This window comes from Ensifer sp. GW821-FHT05G01, assembly GCF_059419585.1.
In genome coordinates this window covers 479335-498956 of sequence record NZ_JBWKSC010000004.1, presented here as the reverse complement: position 1 = coordinate 498956, position 19622 = coordinate 479335, and the positions used below count along the sequence as shown (strand labels likewise).

At 59.8% G+C, this 19622-nt stretch carries 18 protein-coding genes, 1 tRNA gene and 1 pseudogene; 12 read left to right on the top strand and 8 right to left on the bottom strand.

Annotated features, from left to right (window positions below; all coding sequences use genetic code 11):
• Positions 1-72: 72 nt before the first annotated feature.
• Positions 73-1338 (bottom strand): hypothetical protein, encoded by a 1266-nt coding sequence (locus AC07UR_RS13685; protein WP_209790608.1) that lies wholly within the window; start codon positions 1336-1338, stop codon positions 73-75.
• Position 1339: 1 nt separating this feature from the next.
• Positions 1340-3226 carry a hypothetical protein gene (locus tag AC07UR_RS13680; protein WP_209790609.1) on the bottom strand — a complete coding sequence of 629 codons (1887 nt, stop codon included), beginning with the start codon at positions 3224-3226 and terminating at the stop codon, positions 1340-1342.
• Between the two features lie 118 nt (positions 3227-3344).
• Here AC07UR_RS13680 and AC07UR_RS13675 point away from each other — a divergent pair.
• From AC07UR_RS13675 to tdh, 3 genes and pseudogenes are all read left to right on the top strand, one after another.
• A pseudogene (locus AC07UR_RS13675) lies at positions 3345-4742 on the top strand (RecQ family ATP-dependent DNA helicase); the annotation flags it as partial.
• Between the two features lie 332 nt (positions 4743-5074).
• Positions 5075-6262 carry a glycine C-acetyltransferase gene (locus AC07UR_RS13670; RefSeq protein WP_209790610.1) on the top strand — a complete coding sequence of 396 codons (1188 nt, stop codon included), beginning with the start codon at positions 5075-5077 and terminating at the stop codon, positions 6260-6262.
• Between the two features lie 254 nt (positions 6263-6516).
• Positions 6517-7551: an L-threonine 3-dehydrogenase gene (gene tdh / locus AC07UR_RS13665; protein WP_115419638.1), complete on the top strand. Its 1035-nt coding sequence runs from the start codon at positions 6517-6519 to the stop codon at positions 7549-7551.
• A 97-nt stretch (positions 7552-7648) separates the two neighbouring features.
• On the opposite strand, the gene AC07UR_RS13660 is transcribed toward tdh, so the two are convergent.
• Positions 7649-8107 carry a GyrI-like domain-containing protein gene (locus tag AC07UR_RS13660; RefSeq protein WP_209790611.1) on the bottom strand — a complete coding sequence of 153 codons (459 nt, stop codon included), beginning with the start codon at positions 8105-8107 and terminating at the stop codon, positions 7649-7651.
• 229 nt (positions 8108-8336) lie between these two features.
• Between AC07UR_RS13660 and AC07UR_RS13655 the strand changes: the two genes are divergently transcribed.
• From AC07UR_RS13655 to AC07UR_RS13645, 3 genes are all read left to right on the top strand, one after another.
• Positions 8337-8681 (top strand): GFA family protein, encoded by a 345-nt coding sequence (locus tag AC07UR_RS13655; RefSeq protein ID WP_173420765.1) that lies wholly within the window; start codon positions 8337-8339, stop codon positions 8679-8681.
• Between the two features lie 460 nt (positions 8682-9141).
• The gene (gene rpoD, locus AC07UR_RS13650) at positions 9142-11202 is read left to right on the top strand and encodes an RNA polymerase sigma factor RpoD (RefSeq protein ID WP_173420764.1); all 2061 of its coding nucleotides are present in this window, start codon (positions 9142-9144) and stop codon (positions 11200-11202) included.
• A gap of 197 nt (positions 11203-11399) precedes the next feature.
• Positions 11400-11693, top strand: coding sequence for a GYD domain-containing protein (locus AC07UR_RS13645; protein WP_025427881.1), 294 nt, complete (start codon positions 11400-11402; stop codon positions 11691-11693).
• A gap of 44 nt (positions 11694-11737) precedes the next feature.
• Here the strand turns inward: AC07UR_RS13645 and AC07UR_RS13640 are convergent, their stop codons facing one another.
• Positions 11738-12595 carry a DUF8605 domain-containing protein gene (locus AC07UR_RS13640; protein ID WP_209790612.1) on the bottom strand — a complete coding sequence of 286 codons (858 nt, stop codon included), beginning with the start codon at positions 12593-12595 and terminating at the stop codon, positions 11738-11740.
• A complete protein-coding gene (locus tag AC07UR_RS13635; protein WP_234941857.1) occupies positions 12571-12984 on the bottom strand; it encodes a lysozyme inhibitor LprI family protein in 414 nt (137 codons plus the stop codon). Before AC07UR_RS13635 ends, AC07UR_RS13640 begins: the two co-directional genes overlap by 25 nt.
• A 255-nt stretch (positions 12985-13239) precedes the next feature.
• On the opposite strand from AC07UR_RS13635, the gene AC07UR_RS13630 reads away from it, so the two are divergent.
• Positions 13240-13809: a transglycosylase SLT domain-containing protein gene (locus AC07UR_RS13630; protein ID WP_173420762.1), complete on the top strand. Its 570-nt coding sequence runs from the start codon at positions 13240-13242 to the stop codon at positions 13807-13809.
• A gap of 112 nt (positions 13810-13921) precedes the next feature.
• Here the strand turns inward: AC07UR_RS13630 and AC07UR_RS13625 are convergent, their stop codons facing one another.
• A complete protein-coding gene (locus AC07UR_RS13625; protein ID WP_209790613.1) occupies positions 13922-14374 on the bottom strand; it encodes a VOC family protein in 453 nt (150 codons plus the stop codon).
• A 217-nt stretch (positions 14375-14591) separates the two neighbouring features.
• On the opposite strand from AC07UR_RS13625, the gene AC07UR_RS13620 reads away from it, so the two are divergent.
• The 4 genes from AC07UR_RS13620 to AC07UR_RS13605 all read left to right on the top strand — a co-directional run bounded on the left by AC07UR_RS13620 (position 14592) and on the right by AC07UR_RS13605 (position 16776).
• Positions 14592-14945, top strand: a complete 354-nt coding sequence (locus tag AC07UR_RS13620) for a DUF1428 domain-containing protein (protein ID WP_173421062.1) — start codon at positions 14592-14594, stop codon at positions 14943-14945.
• Between the two features lie 106 nt (positions 14946-15051).
• Positions 15052-15474, top strand: a complete 423-nt coding sequence (locus AC07UR_RS13615; RefSeq protein WP_209790614.1) for a secondary thiamine-phosphate synthase enzyme YjbQ — start codon at positions 15052-15054, stop codon at positions 15472-15474.
• A 163-nt stretch (positions 15475-15637) separates the two neighbouring features.
• The gene (locus AC07UR_RS13610; protein ID WP_173420759.1) at positions 15638-16042 is read left to right on the top strand and encodes a ketosteroid isomerase-related protein; all 405 of its coding nucleotides are present in this window, start codon (positions 15638-15640) and stop codon (positions 16040-16042) included.
• A gap of 335 nt (positions 16043-16377) precedes the next feature.
• Positions 16378-16776, top strand: coding sequence for a hypothetical protein (locus tag AC07UR_RS13605; protein ID WP_173420758.1), 399 nt, complete (start codon positions 16378-16380; stop codon positions 16774-16776).
• A 698-nt stretch (positions 16777-17474) separates the two neighbouring features.
• Here AC07UR_RS13605 and AC07UR_RS13600 read toward each other — a convergent pair.
• Positions 17475-18224 (bottom strand): SIMPL domain-containing protein, encoded by a 750-nt coding sequence (locus AC07UR_RS13600; protein WP_077499601.1) that lies wholly within the window; start codon positions 18222-18224, stop codon positions 17475-17477.
• Between the two features lie 159 nt (positions 18225-18383).
• Here AC07UR_RS13600 and AC07UR_RS13595 point away from each other — a divergent pair.
• Positions 18384-18459 (top strand) — tRNA-Ile (locus AC07UR_RS13595).
• Positions 18460-18516: 57 nt separating this feature from the next.
• Here the strand turns inward: AC07UR_RS13595 and AC07UR_RS13590 are convergent.
• The gene (locus AC07UR_RS13590; protein ID WP_494700288.1) at positions 18517-19611 is read right to left on the bottom strand and encodes a tyrosine-type recombinase/integrase; all 1095 of its coding nucleotides are present in this window, start codon (positions 19609-19611) and stop codon (positions 18517-18519) included.
• Positions 19612-19622 lie beyond the last annotated feature (11 nt).

Here is a 19622-nt window from a genome sequence, read left to right as displayed (position 1 = left end):
GGTTTCTCCGCATGATTCATGCCGAAAATGAGCGATCTTTCGAAACCGCGCTACGTGGGATGGCCTACCCGCTTACGAAATACAGTTGGACATGAGCATCGAAATCTCGCCGCCGCGTCTGGCTGAAAAGGACGCGATGATGATTGCACAGGCGGTCATCAGATGCTTCACGGCATCGCCTAACGAGATACGATCAGATTTGCTTTCCGTATCGAAAACAGAAATCGTCCACCCGTGATGCAGTTTCGGTGCTCCTTCCGGACGGATTTTGTCGAAATGAGAGATAAAATTCTTCTTATGGGCAGCCCAGTATTTGTGCTTGAAACCTCGGCGGGCCCCGGCGGCCTCCAAGATGTATTCGCCATATTCAAAGGCCCATTTGCAGGCGGTTTGAAGAAGCCTGATAAAGTCCTCGGGTGCCAACGTTCCTGTGCGTTCAATAAGGCGCGGGTTCAAGCTACGAACCGTTTGTTTCAGCGTGAGTTTCTTAAACGGGTTGAAGGAGAGCCCTCCAATCGGCAAAAGACCAGAAACAGTAAGCCTGTGAATTAATTTCCACAGATTTAGAAGCTTTTCGACGCTTGCCTCGGAGTAGTCGTCTCGCGTCTCTTTATCGTCGGTGCGAATGATGGAGTTTACTATTCTCTCTGTCAGCGGATGTTCAAGAGAGCTTAGTCTGTCGGCCAGATCAATTACGAACGGCCTGGAGGTGGACAGCGCAATCTTCGTTGTGCCGAGAAGCTCAGCCAAAAGCTCCCAGTTGAATAACTGCTTTTTGTTCTTTTCTGCGGGCCTATAAAATTCGTCCAGCATACGTTTGCCAGAGTATAGATCGCTAAGGACCTGATCCAGCCGTTCATTTATCGGAAGCGGGCCAAGCGATTTACGCTTAAGCGTTTCGAGATACGCATCGTAATGCTCCTTTCGGAGCAGATCATTTCTTTCGATTCCCAGGGTAAGCCGCCATCTTACCAACCTGTCATAAAACTGGCCGCGTATTTGCAGCACTTTGACAGAAAACATTCGTGATTCACCCGCGCCAAGGCCGACGAGAATCAGAATCTTCTTAACCACATAATCGGAGCGCAAATGCGGGGCGTCCATTCTAACCCCGCCACTCGCGACTACATTGTCGAAGCTAAACCAAGCAAGGCGCGTTCTGTGACGTCCAATGTCCGACTCAACCCCCCAGTGGCTATGGTGGATGCTCCGGTCCTTCCCGTAACACAGTGGCCCGTCCTCAGTCGCTTTGGTGACATGGACGACGTCGGGCAGAGTGAAGCGGTTCAACATCTTTTCGATGTCGGTCTCGTGGTTGATGAGCCAAGAGTCAGTCATGTTAAATCTCCAACATCAAGGGAACGGTCAGTTCGCCAGACTTAATTCTGGCATTGGCAATACGAGCAGCGGTTCGGTATTCCCTGCCCAACTGCTTGTTACTAAGTTGTCTGCCGTATCCCTTGATGATGCCCAGCAACGCTTCGCCTTGTATCTCCCAACGATGCTGACTTACCTGATACCTCTGTTGCTTTACTCCCTTGTGCGCAAGAAATAGATCGATGTAATTTTTTTGATTTGGCACGAAGATGTAATCGTCCGTGACCTCGCCATCCAACTCCATCTGCTCCAGACCGCAAGCTGCCGTGATTCCTGTCAGCATCCCGAACATTCGAAACCACTCTCGGTTTTTTTCCGGAATGGAGAGCTTGAAAGCAATTTTGTCGTTCAGAAGAATTTCCTGGATGCAGCCTTGCCAGAATCGCGCAGGCTCTTCGTATGTCCTGGTGGCTTGGGCACCAATAATATAGTTCTTCTGTAGTATATTTACCGACCGATGCCCGGCTATTTCGCTAATGAAGCTCGGTTCTAAGCCCGCGGAAGACAGGCTATTTAGAAACGACTTGCGTATTGCGGAGAAATTTACCCCCGGCCTCTTAAACGGACTATCAGCTGGCATCAAAACACCGATGTCGCGATCCGCAACCTGAACTCCGATAGCCCTTTGACTGAGGGCATAGAAGAATAGGTCTTTCGTCTTTTCGTTCGTCCAAGAACGGCTCAGAGTTTGCATCGCCTGGTATCTTTGAAGAAGGTCAAGCAACTCACTGTCAAGGTCCAGGCGAAACTGCTCGTCACCCTTTTCGACCTTGAGGCTGGCCGACAAATCATCCCATTCTGAAGAGAAGTTTGTGGCTGCCAACCCCCGGATAAGTTCGGCGTTTGCAGGATCGGCGTGGACGACATGACCAGCGCGGACCTTCAGCGATGCGAGAACCCGGTTTGAACCAATAAAAATTTCTTTATCAGTTCGATATGCAAATGGCTGCGCGGGCAGATATTGGATCGGCTGTCTGTTCCAACCCGTATCACAACAGAAGATTGTCTGTATCGCTTGATTCAGCCGGTAGGTGGGAGCGATGCATGAAAGAATCAGGTCGGCTACCAACGTAAAGTGCAGATGATCGGTTTCGAATTCGATATCGAGGCCGAGGTCCTGCCAAACGGCTGGGCTTGCCAATGATGCGATAACTTCGCTTTTTTCCTCGCCCCAGCTTTGCGAGAACTGGGAGTAGCCATGGGTCGACCATGACGAAATCTCATCTTCGATCAGCGTGCGGATATGATGCCAGGCAGTGTTTTGAGTAGGGGCGGGCTGATGGAGAATCCTTTGACCAAAGGCGTAGAGTTTCTCGTATCGCTTAAATATCTCCAAAGCTGCTGACCGCAAGATGGCAATCCCAGTCGCATCGCGTCTGGATGGATCGAGATTCTCGAATTCTATCCAGTCCAGTTCGCCGAGTGCGCGTCGGCCCGTACTGTCTTTATGAGCGCCAAGAGGCATCAACCTTGGATCGATCAGTGGAAAACTGTTTTCGTCGATTTCCCGAAGCCGGTCGATTGCTGTCAAAAGGTGGTTGCGCTGCGCGCGAACGCTCGTTGACTTCCATTTTTTTGTTTCCAAAAGAGCCGTTGTCCAGCTCGCAATGCAGCGGTGTACCCGCCTTATGATGGCCAAGTCATCTACATCGCGGTTGTCGTTTGCCAGGTAGCTCTTCATCCACTCGGCGTCTTCGGTGGCAGCTGCTGCAACCCAGGCGAAGAACCTCCGCACTCCCGTTGTTTTCGTCCCGGAGCCAACCAGGTCGCTAATCTGCTCGACGAGCCGGTATTTTAATTTTTTTCGTATCTCAATCCACGTTGGTATCTGCTCAAATGCGGCTGCCATTCTGCTTCCTATTGCGAAGGTATATAAAAAACGCTATATGTTCCCTCGCAATAGATTGAATTTATTACGAAAAAGTTATGGGCGTCTGATACCTTCAGGTTGTGCAAAACGGGAAAAACTGTTCGTTTCACAGTGGGGCCATGATTTCCGGCCGGAATACCGCACGCTCGGCCTGCTTGCCGAGCGTTATCCCGGCGTGCCGCGCATCGCGCTGACGGCGACGGCCGATCCGCACACCCGCGAAGACATTATCGAGCGGTTGTCGCTGCAGGGTGCTGAAGTCTTCACCACCAGCTTCGACCGTCCAAACATCGCCTATGAAATCGTCGAGCGCGACCAGCCGCGCCAGCAGCTGTTGCGGTTCCTCAGCCGCTTTCGCGGTTCCTCCGGTATCGTCTACTGCCTGTCGCGCGCCAAGGTCGAGGACACGGCGGAGTGGCTGAACGGGCAGGGAATCCGCGCGCTTCCCTACCATGCCGGCATGGACAGGACGCTGCGCGACGCTCATCAGGACGCGTTCCTGAAGGAAGAAAGTCTCTGCCTGGTCGCGACCGTCGCTTTCGGCATGGGCATCGACAAGCCCGACGTGCGCTATGTCGCCCATCTCGATCTGCCGGGTTCGATCGAGGCCTATTACCAGGAGACCGGTCGCGCCGGCCGAGATGGTCAGCCGTCCGAAGTCTGGATGGCCTATGGCATGGCCGACGTCTTGCAACGCCGCCGGATGATCGACGAGGGCGGTGCGGCCGACGACATCAAACGCATCGAGCGCGGCAAGCTCAACGCGCTCTTGGCGATCTGCGAGACGGCCGGCTGCCGCCGCCAGGCGATCCTCGCGCATTTCGGCGAGGCCCATCCCGGGCGCTGCGGCCATTGCGACACCTGCCTGAAGCCAGTGGAAACCTGGGACGGAACCGAGGCTGCGATCAAGGCGCTTGCCGCCGTCTACCGTACGGGCGAGCGTTTTGGCACCGGGCATGTCGTCGATGTGTTGATGGGGACCGTCAACGAAAAGACCGAGCGTTTTGGCCATGTCGACATGCCGGTTTTCGGTGCCGGCAAGGATCTGCCGGCTCGGACCTGGCAATCGGTGTTTCGACAGTTGCTGGCCGCCGGTCTCGTCAGTGTCGACCACACGGCCTTCGGCGCGATCAAGCTGGAGCCGGAAGCGCGCGCCGTGTTCAAGCGCGAGCGCCAGGTGCTGTTTCGCAAGGACCGCCCGCAGACGGGCAAGGCGGCACGGCAGGCAAAATCCGGCAGCCAGCGCGAACGCGCCGACCTTGCCGGCTCCGATCTCGAGCTGTTCGAACGGCTGCGTGCCGAGCGCTTTACCATCGCCAAGGACCTGAACGTGCCGCCCTATGTCGTCTTCCCGGACGCGACGCTGATCGCGCTCGCCAAGGAGCGCCCGCGCGGCTTCGACGAACTGCTCGATATTCCCGGCATCGGCGAAAGCAAACGCGAGCGCTACGGCGAGGCGTTTCTCGCTGTCATCGACGGATATCTGGAGGGGTGACGCTGCCCGCCGGAGCGCTGTCTGGAGCGGCATTCGTCCGTTGCACCTTTCGCGCCGCCGACGCGGCGCGATAGATGGTGCCCAAGTGGACACACGGTTCCAGCCTCGCCGACCGCGCACTCAAGCCTAACGGCAACCGAAGCAATCTGTCTTGCACGACGAAGGCTACGACATAAAATGTCGACCAAACCGTCTCGCCATGCAATGCCCTGTCGTTTTGCCTAGGGAATGCCGCCCGGAGCTTTGGATCCGCTGGAATTTGCTGCAACGGGAAAGCTGGCGTGGTACTCGTTTGACACGAAACGTCCTTTTCACAGTGAAAGCGGCCAGCCATGACCTCAGCCTTTTTGTCCCACCTTCGTTCTGAACTCGATGGCCTGAAGTCATCCGGTCTCTACAAGTCGGAGCGGGTGATTATCTCGAAGCAAGCGGGCGAGATCGAGGTTGCCTCGGGCGAGCGGGTGCTGAACTTCTGCGCCAACAACTATCTTGGCCTTGCCGACAACGCGGAGCTGGCCGAGGCCGGAAAAAAAGCGCTCGACCGCTATGGCTATGGCATGGCGTCGGTGCGCTTCATCTGCGGCACGCAGGAAGAGCACAAGCAGCTGGAGGCGCGCATTTCGTCGTTCCTCGGCCTGGAAGACACGATCCTCTATTCCTCCTGTTTCGATGCCAATGGCGGCTTGTTCGAGACGCTGCTGGGCGAAGAGGATGCGATCATCTCCGATGCCTTGAACCACGCCTCGATCATCGACGGCGTGCGCCTCTCCAAGGCCAAGCGCTTCCGCTATGCCAACAACGACATGGCAGCACTTGAAGAAGAGCTGAAGAAGGCCGAAGGCAGTCGCTTCAAGCTGATCGCCACCGATGGCGTGTTCTCGATGGACGGCATCATCGCCAATCTCGGCGGCGTGTGCGATCTCGCCGAGAAATACGGCGCCATGGTCATGGTCGATGACAGCCATGCGGTTGGCTTCGTCGGCAAACATGGTCGCGGCTCGGCCGAACATTGCGGCGTCGAAGGCCGGGTCGACATCATCACCGGCACGCTCGGCAAGGCGCTCGGCGGCGCCTCAGGCGGCTACACCTCTGGCAAGGCCGAGGTCGTCGAGTGGCTTAGACAGCGCTCGCGCCCCTATCTGTTTTCCAACACGCTGGCGCCGGTGATTGCCGCAGCCTCGCTGAAAGTGTTCGACCTGATCGACAACGGCGATGCGTTGCGCGAACGGCTTTACGCCAATGCCAGCCTGTTTCGCACCGAGATGTCGAAGCTCGGCTTCACCCTTGCCGGTGAGGGGCACCCGATCATCCCGGTGATGCTCGGCGATGCGGCGCTGGCGCAGGAGATGGCGGCGCGCATGCTGAAGAAGGGCGTCTATGTCATCGGCTTCTCCTTCCCGGTGGTGCCGAAGGGGCAGGCGCGCATCCGCACGCAGATGTCGGCGGCCCACAGCGAGAACGACGTGCGCCGGGCGATTGCCGCCTTCGAAGAGGTCGGCCGCGAGCTTGGCGTGATCTGAGGGCAATTCGGCCCCTCACCCTAGCCCTCTCCCCGCAGGCGGGGAGAGGGGACTTATCTCTGGTCGGTGGTTGAAGAGGGACGCGAAGTTTGCGGCATCGTCCTTCTCCCCGCGAGCAGGGAGAAGGTGGCGGCAGCCGGATGAGGGGCACCCTCACCGGGCGGATGAGGGGCTGCGGTTAAAGGCGCGACGGCAAGGTTTGTGCGCCCGAGAGAGGCGCGGCGCCTGAACGGCGATGATTTTGGAGGCGATCGATGACGAACATGATGAAGGCGCTGGTGAAGACGAAGCCCGAAGTCGGGCTGTGGATGGAGCGCGTGCCGGTGCCGGAGGTCGGACCGAACGACGTTTTGATCAAGGTGAAGAAGTCGGCGATCTGTGGCACCGACGTGCACATCTGGAACTGGGACCAGTGGGCCCAAAAGACCATTCCGGTGCCGATGGTCGTCGGTCACGAGTTCATGGGCGAGATCGCCGAGGTCGGCTCGGCGGTGACGAAATACCACGTCGGCGAGCGCGTCTCGGGCGAGGGGCATATCGTCTGCGGCAAGTGCCGCAACTGCCGCGCCGGTCGCGGCCATCTCTGCCGCAACACGCTCGGCGTTGGCGTCAACCGGCCGGGCTCATTCGGCGAATTCGTCTGCCTGCCGGAATACAACGTCGTGCCGATCCCTGAAGACGTTCCCGACGAGATCGCAGCGATCTTCGACCCCTTCGGCAATGCAGTGCACACCGCCCTTTCCTTCGATCTCGTTGGCGAGGACGTGCTGGTGACCGGTGCGGGCCCGATCGGCATCATGGGGGCGCTGGTTGCCAAGCGCTCAGGCGCGCGCAAGGTTGTCATCACCGATATCAACCCGACACGGCTTGAACTTGCCCGCAACCTCGGCATCGACCATGTCGTCGACGCATCGAAGGAGAACCTTGCCGACGTGATGAAGGCGATCGGCATGACCGAGGGTTTCGATGTCGGGCTGGAGATGTCGGGCGCGGCACCGGCGTTCCGCGACATGATCGACAAGATGAACAATGGCGGCAAGATCGCCATTCTCGGCATTGCGCCGGCCGGCTTCGAGATCGACTGGAACAAGGTGATCTTCAAGATGCTCAACCTCAAGGGCATCTACGGCCGCGAGATGTTCGAGACCTGGTACAAGATGATCGCCTTCGTCCAGGGCGGGCTCGACCTTTCGCCCGTCATCACCCACCGCATCGGCATCGACGACTTCCGCGACGGCTTCGAGGCCATGCGCTCCGGTAACTCCGGCAAGGTCGTCATGGACTGGTGAACGGGGACTGGTGAACGGGGAGCGGCGAGGCGGCGCGCTTCGCCAGAACGCTGAAATCCACAAGGCCGCGTATCGCCATCGATGCGCGGTCTTTTTGTCAATTGGCAAGGCCGAACTGGATCTCTATCTCGTGGTAGCGAGAGCCGGGGCCTGCCCAGCGGTGATAGATCTCGCGGCTTTCGCCGGAGAAATTGTGCCGGCTCATCTCGATCTTTTCGACGAGCGGCGCATAGCCCTGGGTGAAGAGGCTTCGCATCGGCCCCTGATGCAGGGTGGAGGCGACCATGATCGGCTCCAGTTCGATCAGGTCGAGCGCGCCGTCATAGGCTTCACCGCCTTCGACCGGCCGGCAGATACGCCAGTCAAATGTGGCCTTGGCATTTTTCGGCAGGTTCTGCGCGATGAAGATCCATGGCCCCGAGGGCTTCAGCCCCGCGCGGTCGATTTCCGCGTCGATCAGCGGCGCAAGCTCTGCGCTTGCATGTCTGACGTCGGGAATCGTCAGCCTGCGTTGAATGCTGATGACGCGCATGGCGCCGGTTTCCTTGATGTTCAAGAGAGCCTCCATTTTCTCGGCCGGAAGGTCAGTCGAGATTGGGTCGAGGGCAAGCAGAAAACCGGAATAATGTTGCGAACACGCGGGTGAAGTTCGGGTTTTCGGGAATTGTTTTGCGTCTTGGCACGCGTTGTTCAATCCGGCTTGTTCGCCCGTGTTCACGCACTATCTTTGCCGACAGTTGCGGGCGACCGCGATCGACGGTTGTGGCGGCCAAAGGAGCCAGTGCATGCGTTACGAGGGAAGTTGCCATTGTGGCAAAATTGCTTTCGAGGTCGAGGGAGACTTCGCCGAGGCGATCGATTGCAATTGTTCGATGTGTCGCCGGCGGGGCGGCCTGCTGGCCTTTGTTCCACGCGACAGTCTGAGCCTGAAGACATCGGAAGCCGATCTCTCGACCTATGAGTTCAACAGGCATGTCATCAAACATCACTTCTGCAGCCATTGTGGTATCGCGCCTTTCGGCGAAGGAGCCGGTCCGAACGGACCGATGGCGGCCGTCAACCTGCGCTGTCTGCCGGAGTTCGATATCGAGGCGGTGAAGATCGTCAAATATGACGGGCTATCGGTATGATCGGCGGTATTGTGCATAGGTATGGTTGCGCGTGCGGATGCGGTGCAATCTTACCTTGCCGATAGGCAGTATCGACCCTTGTCTTTTTATGGGCAACGCCTACATGTTCAGCGGAAGCTGATAAACACCCGAAAACGTGAACTGAGGCGATTTTTGCCGAATCAGGCGGTTTTTCAGCGGAAATGCTTGACGGGATCGAAAATTCTGGGAATCACCATTTCCAAGCAAGAAATGGCGAAATGACACGGCGGTTAGGATATCATGCCAGTAGTGCTTCAGTGGCAGGACTGTCGAAGCTTGTCCGCTTTGCCACGATCGCTATCGTGGTTAATCAGGAATTAAACATCATCCCGTTACGTCAGGGGAAATGATTCGGTGGCGGGTGCGCGGCGCACCCGGACCTTCGAGCGGCATTTGCACCGGGCTCACGCCGGTTGCGACAAGGAAAGCGACGAACTAAATGGCAACCAAAGTCAAAGAAAACGAAGAAGCTGACGTTGAACGCGAAGGCGCTCCGGACGGCCCGCTTCTCGATCTTTCCGATGACGCTGTCAAGAAGATGATCAAGGCCGCCAAGAAGCGCGGCTATGTGACGATGGACGAGCTGAACTCCGTCCTGCCGTCCGAAGAAGTCACCTCCGAGCAGATCGAAGATACGATGGCGATGCTCTCCGATATGGGCATCAACGTCATCGAAGACGAGGAAGCTGAGGAAGCCGCCGGCGGCAGCAGCGACGACGAGAGCAGCGACGACGACAACGACGGCGAAGGTGGCGAACTGGCCACCTCCAGCGGCGGCACGGCGCTTGCGGCAACCAAGAAGAAAGAGCCGACCGACAGGACGGACGACCCGGTGCGCATGTATCTGCGCGAAATGGGTTCGGTCGAGCTTCTGTCGCGCGAAGGCGAAATCGCGATTGCCAAGCGCATCGAGGCTGGCCGCGAGACGATGATCGCCGGTCTCTGCGAGAGCCCGTTGACGTTCCAGGCGCTGATCATCTGGCGCGACGAACTCAACGAAGGCCAGACGCTGCTGCGCGAGATCATCGATCTGGAAACCACCTATTCCGGACCAGAGGCAAAGGCTGCGCCGCAGTTCCAGAGCCCTGAAAAGATCGAGGCAGACCGCAAGGCCGCCGAGGAAAAGGAAAAGACCCGCAAGGTTCGCTCCCCCAGCGACGACGACATCACCAATGTCGGCGGCGATGTCATGCCGAGCGAGGAAGAAGAGGAAGACGAAGACGAGTCGAACCTCTCGCTCGCAGCCATGGAAGCGGAACTGCGTCCGCAGGTCATGGAAACGCTCGACATCATCGCCGAGACCTACAAGAAGCTGCGCAAGCTGCAGGACCAGCAGGTGGAAGCCCGCCTTGCTGCCACCGGCACGCTGTCGCCTGCCCAGGAGCGCCGCTACAAGGAGCTCAAGGACGAGCTGATCAAGGCGGTCAAGTCGCTGTCGCTCAACCAGAACCGCGTCGACAGCCTCGTCGAGCAGCTCTACGACATTTCCAAGCGCCTGATGCAGAACGAAGGCCGCCTGCTGCGGCTTGCCGAATCCTACGGGGTCAAGCGCGACTCGTTCCTCGAGCAGTACTCCGGTGCCGAGCTCGATCCGAACTGGATGAAGTCGATCAGCAACCTGGCCGGCAAGGGCTGGAAGGAATTCGCCAAGAGTGAAAACCAGACGATCCGCGACATCCGCCAGGAGATCCAGAACCTTGCGACCGAAACCGGCATCTCGATCGCCGAATTCCGCCGCATCGTCTCGATGGTGCAGAAGGGCGAGCGCGAAGCGCGCATCGCCAAGAAGGAAATGGTCGAAGCCAACCTGCGCCTCGTCATCTCCATCGCCAAGAAGTACACCAACCGTGGCCTGCAGTTCCTCGACCTCATTCAGGAAGGCAACATCGGCCTGATGAAGGCGGTCGACAAGTTCGAATACCGCCGCGGCTACAAGTTCTCGACCTATGCGACCTGGTGGATTCGCCAGGCGATCACCCGCTCGATCGCCGACCAGGCCCGCACGATCCGCATTCCGGTGCACATGATCGAAACGATCAACAAGATCGTTCGCACGTCGCGCCAGATGCTGCACGAAATCGGTCGTGAGCCGACGCCGGAAGAACTGGCCGAGAAGCTGGCCATGCCGCTCGAAAAGGTCCGCAAGGTCCTGAAGATCGCCAAGGAGCCGATCTCGCTCGAAACCCCTGTGGGTGACGAAGAGGATTCGCATCTCGGCGATTTCATCGAGGACAAGAACGCGCTTCTGCCGATCGACGCCGCCATCCAGGCGAACCTGCGCGAAACGACGACCCGTGTCCTCGCCTCGCTGACGCCGCGCGAAGAGCGCGTCCTGCGCATGCGCTTCGGCATCGGTATGAACACCGACCACACGCTCGAAGAAGTCGGCCAGCAGTTCTCGGTTACCCGCGAACGTATCCGTCAGATCGAAGCGAAGGCGCTGCGCAAGCTCAAGCACCCGAGCCGCTCCAGGAAGCTGAGAAGCTTCCTGGACAGCTAAGCGTTCGAAGAGCAAATCATCCAGAAAGCCGGGCCCAGCGCCCGGCTTTTTTGTTTCCATGCAAGCGCTTCACCGGTTTTCTTGTGGGGGCTTGGCCGGAGGACTATACTCTCCCTTTCCGAGCAATCGGGGCACCCGGCCAAAGCGCGGGAGCAGTCGCACCGCGGGCGTGAAACGTGTCCTCATGGAGGTGTGAAATGACCACTTATGTCGTGCTCCTCAACTGGACAGAGCAGGGCGTGAAGAATGTGCGCGAGTCTCCCAAGCGGCTCGACGCGGCCAAGAAGATGCTCGCCGACATGGGCGGCTCCTTCAAACATTTCTTTCTGACCATGGGCGAGTACGACATGGTGGCGATCTGCGAGGCACCTGACGATGCGGTGGCGGCGCGTTTTGCCATGACGCTCGGTATGGGCGGCAATGTGCGCACCCGCACCCTCAAGGCATTCCCGGAAGCGGCCTACCGCGAGCTGGTTGCGTCTCTCGGGTGAGATCAGCAGCGCTGAGCAACAGCCGGCAAGCGCGCAATGCCCGTCTACGGCGGGCCGTTGCCGGAGAGAACGCGTGCGGCGCCCCGCATGGCGTTGCGAAATGCGTCATCGAAGCTGACGCCCCTGATCTGCCAGCGATACGCCTTGCTGTTTTCGATGAGGCGCCAGTCGGCGACCCAGCCACGTGCGGCGTCGGACCAGACGAGCGTGCCGGCGAGGGGAATGTCTGCGCCGACGTCCATGGCTAGCCGCTTCAACTCGGCCGGTTGCATCCGCGACAAACGCTCGAAATCCAGCCTGTTGGCGGCAAGCGTTGCCGCTTCGGGAAGGCGTGCCGTGAGGGCCTGCGGAACCGTGGCGGCCGCAAGCGATTGCGCCATGTAGGGGCTCCCGCCGCCGTCGCGCGCCAGAACGAACCGACGCCTCTGGTCGTGAACGGCCAACAACACGGCGATCACCGGGCGCGGCGACAGCCATGGTTTGCGCTCGAGCTTTGCCAAAAGTCGATCGATTGTGGCGGGATCGAAACGGCAGGTGAGATCGTGCGGCCGGTCGTGCGTTCCCTGCTCGTCGTGGATCGGGATGCCTTGCAACCGGTCGCGATAGGAGAAGGTGGCGACGAACTCCGCTGCCCGCGCCTGGAGGGCGGCAAGTGCCGCGCTATCGGTGAGGGTGAAATCGCCGGAGACCTTGACGAGCACCTCGCTCAGGCATTCGCGAAAGCCGATCTGCCGGTTCTCTTCTCCGGTGCCGGTGACGATCGCATCGCTGATGTAGAGGTGCGATGGCTCGGTTGCCTGTGCTGCGCCGCAAAGCCACGCACTGACAAGCGCGACCGCGAAGACGCATGTCTTCGCCGCCTTCGTCACGGCAGGCTTCAGTTGGCTGAGGGCACGGGGCAACTGAGGTCGCCTTCCTCGCAGCTCAGATAGGTCTTGAAGTCCTTGACGCGGCTCTGCGTCAAGCCATCCCTGCATTGCAGAACGATCATCGGATAGACCGAGCCTCCTGCAACGCCAGCTGCGGAAAAGTCGCACTCGGCATCGCGGAAGGCGATCCATGCCTTTTGTGCCGCAACCAGCAGTCTGGTTTTGTCCTGATCGTCCTTCAGGCGCGCCTCGATCTGCTTGTAGAGGGTGTTGAGTTCGCCGTCGGAAGCCTTGAGGGCCTTGTCGGCGCATTCGTTCATCGTCGCCTGATCGCTGGCATTGGCGCAATCGTCGGGCCATGCCGCCGGTGCCATGCCCGTCAGTCCGACAAAGGCTGCAAACATCAAGGAACGAAATCGCATGCGTTCGCTCTCCTCGTCTTGCGCATGGCGCCTTTGGCGTTCCCGCGCTCTCCCATCGCCTTCGAATGCCTGCTGGCCTCGGGAGGCCGCCCGTCTGCCGCCATCCTTCCGCACGCGGAGAATAGGCCAAACCTGAAACGTCAGATAGCACAATCTCGGGCGCTGCACGCGTCAACCACGATCACTCGCATTCGATTCAAAACCGATCCTTAACGTTTACGTTTTATCAATCTCTCGGAAACGAGAGGTTCGAAGATGCGTTGCGTTTTTGTCGTCGTCCTCCTGTTGCTGGCCGGTTGCGCCACGGTGCCGAGAGACACCCGAAACGCATGCGCGGTTTTCGAGCAGCGAGATGGCCTTTTCAACAATTGGCGCCGCGCCGCCTATCAGGTGGAGCGCGAATACGGCGTGCCCGTGCCGGTGCTGATGGCGACGATCTATACGGAATCCGGCTTCCGCCATAATGCCAAGCCGCCGCGCACCAAACTCTTCGGCTTCATTCCGTGGACGCGGGTTTCGTCGGCCTATGGCTATTCGCAGGCGCTCGATGGCACCTGGGCGCGCTACCAGAGCGAAACCGGGCGCTGGACGGCACGGCGTTCCGACTTCGGCGATGCCATCCGCTTCATCGGCTGGTACCACCGCGAAAGCGCCCAGAAAAATGGCATCGCGCTCAACGACACCTATCGGCTCTACATCGCCTACTACCATGGCCATGCCGGCTACGCCCGCGGCAACTGGAGCGACACAGCCAAGAACGGCGCCAAACGCGCCACCGGAATGGCCTCGCTTTATAGCCGCCAGCTGAAAAGCTGCGGTGGCTAAAGCGCGTCGCGATCTTTCAGATTCGCTTGACGCGCTTTAAGTTCTTGTTTTTGCGCATGTCGTTATCGCAAAACCGCGGCACACTTTTGCGCGACATGCTTTAGGACAAGGCTCAGCCGGCGGCTGCCTTTTCAAGGCCTGCAACGTCGATCTTGACCATGCCCATCATCGCCTGCTGGGCGCGGCTGGCGCGTGCCGGATCCGGATCGCTCAGGTGCCGCATCAGCGCATCGGGTATGATCTGCCAGGCCAAGCCGAAGCGATCCTTCAGCCAGCCGCAGCGCTGCGGCGTGCCGCCGTCGAGCAGGCGTTCCCAGTAGTAATCGACCTCCGCCTGATCGGCGCAGCGCACGAAGAACGAGACGGCTTCGGAAAACTTGAAATGCGGCCCGCCGTTGAGCCCCATGAACGCCTGTCCCTCGAGCTCAAAGGCGGCAGTGAACGCCTTGCCATCAGGCCCTTTCTTGACGTCAGTGATCCGGGCGTTGCGGAAGATGGCGGTGTAGAACTTTATCGCGTCTTCAAGCTGGTTGTCGAACCAGAGAAAGGGCGTGATCTTCTGCATGGCGGTTGCTCCCTTGGTGATGGTCTGTGCCAAGGACGAACGGGAAGGGGACTTGCCGACAGGCGGTCATAACTATTTCGCAAGGCCGTGCGCGACCGCCGACGACAGCCCTTGAAGGGCGGCAAACACACATCAAACGGAAAATCTGAGGCTAGTGTCGGAACTTTTCGATCCCGTTCGTCCTTTGGTGGTCGAAGCAACCGAGGAGGATATCGACATGAGCTACGTGGATGGTTTCATCGTTGCGGTGCCCAAGGCCAATATTGAGGCATACAAGGACATGGCGCGGCAAGCGGGTGACGTGTGGATGGAGCATGGTGCGCTTTCCTATGCCGAGTGCCTTGGCGACGATGTGCCCTATGGCGAGGTGACGTCCTTTCCTCGCGCCGTGCAGGCCCGGGAAGACGAGACTGTCGTTTTCTCCTGGATCACCTACAAGTCACGTGCCGACCGGGACGCGATCGTTGCCAAGGTGATGGAGGATCCGCGGCTGCAGGGCGAGGCCTGGAGAGACGTGTTCGACGGCAAGCGTATGATCTATGGCGGTTTCGAGGCCTTTCTCGAGAAATAGCTTTCGAGAACAGTCGCCGTTTGCTTGACTTGGCGGCGGGTTTTGTCGAATCCGTCGCGATGGCGGCGCGCATGCCGCCGCCGCGTGCCAAGGGAGACGGGCAGCGATGCCACAGACCACGATCGTCATTTCCACCCGCGGTCAGGGGCTCTACGAGTTCACCGACGAGGCGGCAGCGTTTGTCAGCGCCAATAGCGGGGGCGAGGGGTTGTTGACCCTGTTCGTCCGCCACACCTCTTGCTCGCTCCTCATCCAGGAAAACGCCGATCCTGACGTGAAGCGCGACCTCAGCGAATTTTTTGCCCGGCTGGTGCCGCCATCCTCCGATCCATCGATGCGCTGGGTGGTGCACACGCAGGAAGGGCCTGACGATATGCCGGCTCACATCAAGGCGGCGCTGACGCAGGTTTCGATCGGCATCCCCGTCAATGCCGGCCGCATGGCGCTTGGCACCTGGCAAGGCCTCTATCTGTTCGAACACCGAGACCGGGCGCACCGCCGCGAGATCGTGCTGCATCTTGGCGCCTGACGCGACCCGATCGCCCGATCGATCGTGGCGGCGACTTGAAGGGCGTCGTCGCCCCTCCATATTCGTTGGAGGGCGGCGCATGGAACCGACATTGGCTTTCGTCGTTTCCCTGGCTGCAGTCCAAAAGACATGGACGAACCCGACATCAGCATCCGAGGCAGATATGACCGACGCCCAAACCATCGCCAGCCGCTTCATCGACGCATTGAACGACCGCGATTTCGACGCATTGGCGCGGCTTGTCGACGAGGATGTGGCGCTCGATTCTCTGACCGGACAGCGCACCGTCGGCGTCGAGCCGCTCAGATCCAGCATCATGACCTTCCTGCGCCATTTCGACGAAACCTATGGCGACATCGTGCTGATGCGCGACAATTTCGGCCAGCGGATCGCCGCCGACCTGACGGCGCGTGGCACTTACCGCGAGACGCTCGACGGTTTCCCCACCGCCTCCGGCCAGACCTATTCGATCCCGAGCGTCTTCGTCATCGAGATCGAGGATCAGTCGATCACGCGGGTCAGCCACTATCGCAACATGCGCGCTTTCGAAGCCGAACTTGCCGGCTGAACCGCGTCTTCGCATCGCAACCTCCTCAGGAAGATCGCGCCGCATTTCACGCCCCCTGTCGCGCAGGGGATGGCAAGGCCATGTGTCGGTCAGTCCTCTAGCATATTGATATCACTCGAAAATGCTGGGCCAGCGCTTGCCGGCAATTCGCCGGGGCACCTCGCCTGGAAGTCGAACGAATCTTCGTTGCCCGCGCGCTTGCGTCAGGCGCCCGCAATCTGAACCCCGCATGAATGTGTAGTTCCGCTAGCGTTCAGTTTGGCGCCGCTATTGTCCGATCAATCGCTTGGGACGGTGATTGCAGATCGAACCCTTCAAGCCCTCGGAGAAAGACCATGAAGAACATCCTCATCAACGCCGCCGCAGCCGCCGTCATCGGTTTGACCGGCCTTGTCGGTGCCGCCTCCACCGCGTCCGCAGACACCGTCGAATTCGGCTTCGGCTCGGGCGATGGCGTTCAGGTTCAGTATCGCGATTTTGACCGTGGTTACGACGACGAGCGCGACTGGGGTCGCGATCGCCGCGGTCCAGACCGGGGCTGGGATGGCGGTGGCCGCCGCAGCCGCTGCGCCCCCTGGATGGCTGTCGACAAGGCCCGTGACCATGGCCTGCGCCGCGCCTATGTCGCCGACGTCTCGCACCGCCGCATCGTCGTCGAAGGCAGCCGCCGCGGTTACCGCCAGACGATCGCGTTCGCCAACGTTCGCGGTTGCCCGGTTATCGGCCGCTGGTAATCCCCGTCTTTCCGCCTTGTCTCCCCCGGCCGGCGGAAATGCACCCCTCACGCCCCAGGTGTGAGGGGTTTTTCTTTGTCCGGATCATGCCAACCCGTTGGGGCAGGTCCGTCGGAACCGAAACGGACCTTCCTCGTGCTTGCAAACGGACCCGGTGTAGCCATTGGTGGATCGCCTCGGGGCGATGCGAAACGGCCGCATGAGCACGCGACTGCCTTGCGCAGATCTCCGCGCACAAAAGGGACGCGGCTCCGCGAGCTCGGCGCTGTGCCGGGAGATCGCCGTTCGCTTCCTGGCATCGGCGACGGAACTGGCTGCGGCATAAGCCCGACGATCCGATCTAAGGGTGAAACGATGCAGCGGGTCGAAAGGGTTACAGTGTCCTCTGCACGCCACATTTGACGCGCGGTGCTATCAGCGAACGGTGCAAGAGCGGTTCTGCGGGCCGGAGACCGTCTTTGCGATCATCGAGAATTCCCTGCCGCAACTCAAGCTGCTGTTTTCGCAGGTTAACAATGGCAAATTCGTACACGACGAGCATGCATCGAGCTTCAGCCAGACACGAAAAAGCCCCGCGCGGTTTCCACTGCGCGGGGCTTTGTCTTGTCCGGTGCCGGTCTCCGAGCGTCGTCCGAGGCCGGTCGCAAACCGCAAAAGCCCGCCAGCGCTGTTGGCGTGCGGGCTTCTTGCGGCAGGCGTTACTGCTTAATCGCGAAGGTGACGTTGACCGTGACGTTGTAGCTGTTTTCGCCGGTTGCCATCGGCACGGAGTCGGCTGCAAATTCCTTGGCCATGCCGGCGCGCATCATCGGCACCGGCTCCGGGCGGAAACCCTGCTCGGTGATGTTGACGACGTTGCCGAGCGAAACGCCGGCAGCTTCCGCCAGGACCTTGGCCTTCTCGATGGCATCGGCGACAGCAGCCTTGCGCGCTTCGGTGATCACGCCTTCCGGCTTGTCATTGGTGAACTGGATGCCGCCGCCCTGGTTGACGCCGAGCGTGACCGACTTGTCGATGATCTCGCCAAGCTTGGTAAGGTCGCGCACGCGCACGCTGACGCCGTTGGCCACCTGGTAGCCGATCAGCTCCGGCGGGCGGTTGCCGCCGTCATTGTTGGTCGGGAAGTTGAACTGCGGGTTGATCGAGAAGCCGCTCGTCTGCAGGTCGCGGTCGGCAATGCCGCTTGCCTTGAGGGCGGTCAAAACCTCGGCCATCGTCTTGTTGTTGGCGTCGAGCGCCTCACGGGCGGTCTTGGCGTCCTTGACGACGCTCAGCTGCAGGATCGCCATGTCGGGCGCGATCGACGAGCGGCCTTCGCCGGCAACCGTGATGATCGCTTCGCGGTCCCTGGCGGCATCCTGCGCGTGCGCGCCGGCAGCGGCAATACCCGCAAAGGCGGCGGCCAAGGCAGCGATGGAAAGCGTGCGGGCAGTGCGTGTGGAAGTCATGGGTCGTGTCTCTCCGGTTGTTTCTGTCCCTGCTCACTTCATGCTTATCGATTGTGTGGGCATTGCGGCAATGGCTTGTCGTCAAAAAGGTTTTCGGCTAGAGCCATTGCCGATCACGAACTGCCATTGGTTCGCTGAGTCCCGGACCAAATCCGGCGTGGGCCTGTAGCTCAATGGTTAGAGCCGGCGGCTCATAACCGCTTGGTTGGGGGTTCGAGTCCCTCCGGGCCCACCAAAATTTAACAAATTCAATTAGTTAAGGGTAGGTTAGCCAGCAGGGTTAGCCAATAGGTTAGCCAATCGGCTTTTTGCGGTGAACACGCTTCGTCAGCCGCGTCATTGCATCGCGGGCGAGTCGCTGCTGCTCTGCTTCGCGGCTATACAGCTCGGCGTGCGCGATATCGTCGTGACCGAGTGTGTCCATAAGCTGGCGGGTGCTGGCTCCGGTCTCCGCCAAGAGCTTACCTAGGGATTTTCTAAGGCCGTGCATTGTGCAGCCTTTCGGCATATCCGCGCTCTTCGTCCAATCAGCCATGCGGCCGGTCAGGGACTTCTCCGAGAAAGGTTCGCCATAGGCTGTAATCAGAACGAACTCACCCTTCCGCTCTAGGGGGTCGATGATCTCGCGAAGCATAGGGGTGATCGGCAGGACAAGTTCCTTGCCACCTTTTTTCTGTTTGATTGTTACGATGCCGCGGCGGAAGTCGAACCAATCCCATCTCACGCGTGCCACGTCGGACCTTCGATTGCCGAGCCACAGTGCGAGCCCGTAGGCAGTGCGCGGAGTGCTGCCGAGCGGCCAGCGCGCCTCGAAGGTTTCGCGCTCCTCGTTAGTCCACGCCCTCCAGCCCTTATACTCTGGGCGATAGTTCATCTTCCAAGTGGGGTCGGCCTCGATCCATTCCTCGTCAAGGGCAACGTAGACCATCTTTCGGATGGTCGTCAGGAGGTGCTTGGCCTTGTGCGGCGTGGCGCTGAAGTGCGCAAGAATCCCTTTGATGTGCCGGCGCTTCGCATCCTTCACGAGCATATCGCCCCAGACATCGGGCCGCCCGTCAACGACGAGAAGCTTTAGGAACTCGGTGGCGAGCCGCGTGTTCTGGTCCTTGGTCGCGGGGTCGTGGGCGAGCCACTCCGGCGTTTTCTGGACGCGCTTCCATGCGTCGCGAAAGCTGCCGAGTATCGCTGTGCCCGGCATGGTGATGATCACGGCAGGTTTGTATTCTCGACCTTCGATCGCTGCCTGGTAGGCGGCTTCGAACTCGTCGTCGCCTGGCGATCCCTTGATCGGGGTTGTCTTGCCGGCGCGGCGGAAACGCCAGCGCGTCTGGCCGTGGCGATCTTGATAGGATGATAGGTAGGGGCGGGGCTCTGGTTTTTCGCTCATGGCGCGAAAGA

Bases quoted from the DNA above. Each gene is read 5' to 3' on its own strand.
- AC07UR_RS13655 (WP_173420765.1), top strand. From the start codon at position 8,337: ATGCGTTACGAGGGAAGTTGCCATTGTGGCAAAATTGCTTTCGAGGTC.
- AC07UR_RS13680 (WP_209790609.1), bottom strand. From the start codon at position 3,226: ATGGCAGCCGCATTTGAGCAGATACCAACGTGGATTGAGATACGAAAA.
- AC07UR_RS13630 (WP_173420762.1), top strand. From the start codon at position 13,240: ATGCGTTGCGTTTTTGTCGTCGTCCTCCTGTTGCTGGCCGGTTGCGCC.
- tdh (WP_115419638.1), top strand. From the start codon at position 6,517: ATGACGAACATGATGAAGGCGCTGGTGAAGACGAAGCCCGAAGTCGGG.
- AC07UR_RS13635 (WP_234941857.1), bottom strand. From the start codon at position 12,984: ATGCGATTTCGTTCCTTGATGTTTGCAGCCTTTGTCGGACTGACGGGC.
- AC07UR_RS13685 (WP_209790608.1), bottom strand. From the start codon at position 1,338: ATGACTGACTCTTGGCTCATCAACCACGAGACCGACATCGAAAAGATG.
- AC07UR_RS13645 (WP_025427881.1), top strand. From the start codon at position 11,400: ATGACCACTTATGTCGTGCTCCTCAACTGGACAGAGCAGGGCGTGAAG.
- AC07UR_RS13610 (WP_173420759.1), top strand. From the start codon at position 15,638: ATGACCGACGCCCAAACCATCGCCAGCCGCTTCATCGACGCATTGAAC.
- AC07UR_RS13590 (WP_494700288.1), bottom strand. From the start codon at position 19,611: ATGAGCGAAAAACCAGAGCCCCGCCCCTACCTATCATCCTATCAAGAT.
- AC07UR_RS13625 (WP_209790613.1), bottom strand. From the start codon at position 14,374: ATGCAGAAGATCACGCCCTTTCTCTGGTTCGACAACCAGCTTGAAGAC.
- rpoD (WP_173420764.1), top strand. From the start codon at position 9,142: ATGGCAACCAAAGTCAAAGAAAACGAAGAAGCTGACGTTGAACGCGAA.
- AC07UR_RS13605 (WP_173420758.1), top strand. From the start codon at position 16,378: ATGAAGAACATCCTCATCAACGCCGCCGCAGCCGCCGTCATCGGTTTG.
- AC07UR_RS13620 (WP_173421062.1), top strand. From the start codon at position 14,592: ATGAGCTACGTGGATGGTTTCATCGTTGCGGTGCCCAAGGCCAATATT.
- AC07UR_RS13670 (WP_209790610.1), top strand. From the start codon at position 5,075: ATGACCTCAGCCTTTTTGTCCCACCTTCGTTCTGAACTCGATGGCCTG.
- AC07UR_RS13615 (WP_209790614.1), top strand. From the start codon at position 15,052: ATGCCACAGACCACGATCGTCATTTCCACCCGCGGTCAGGGGCTCTAC.
- AC07UR_RS13600 (WP_077499601.1), bottom strand. From the start codon at position 18,224: ATGACTTCCACACGCACTGCCCGCACGCTTTCCATCGCTGCCTTGGCC.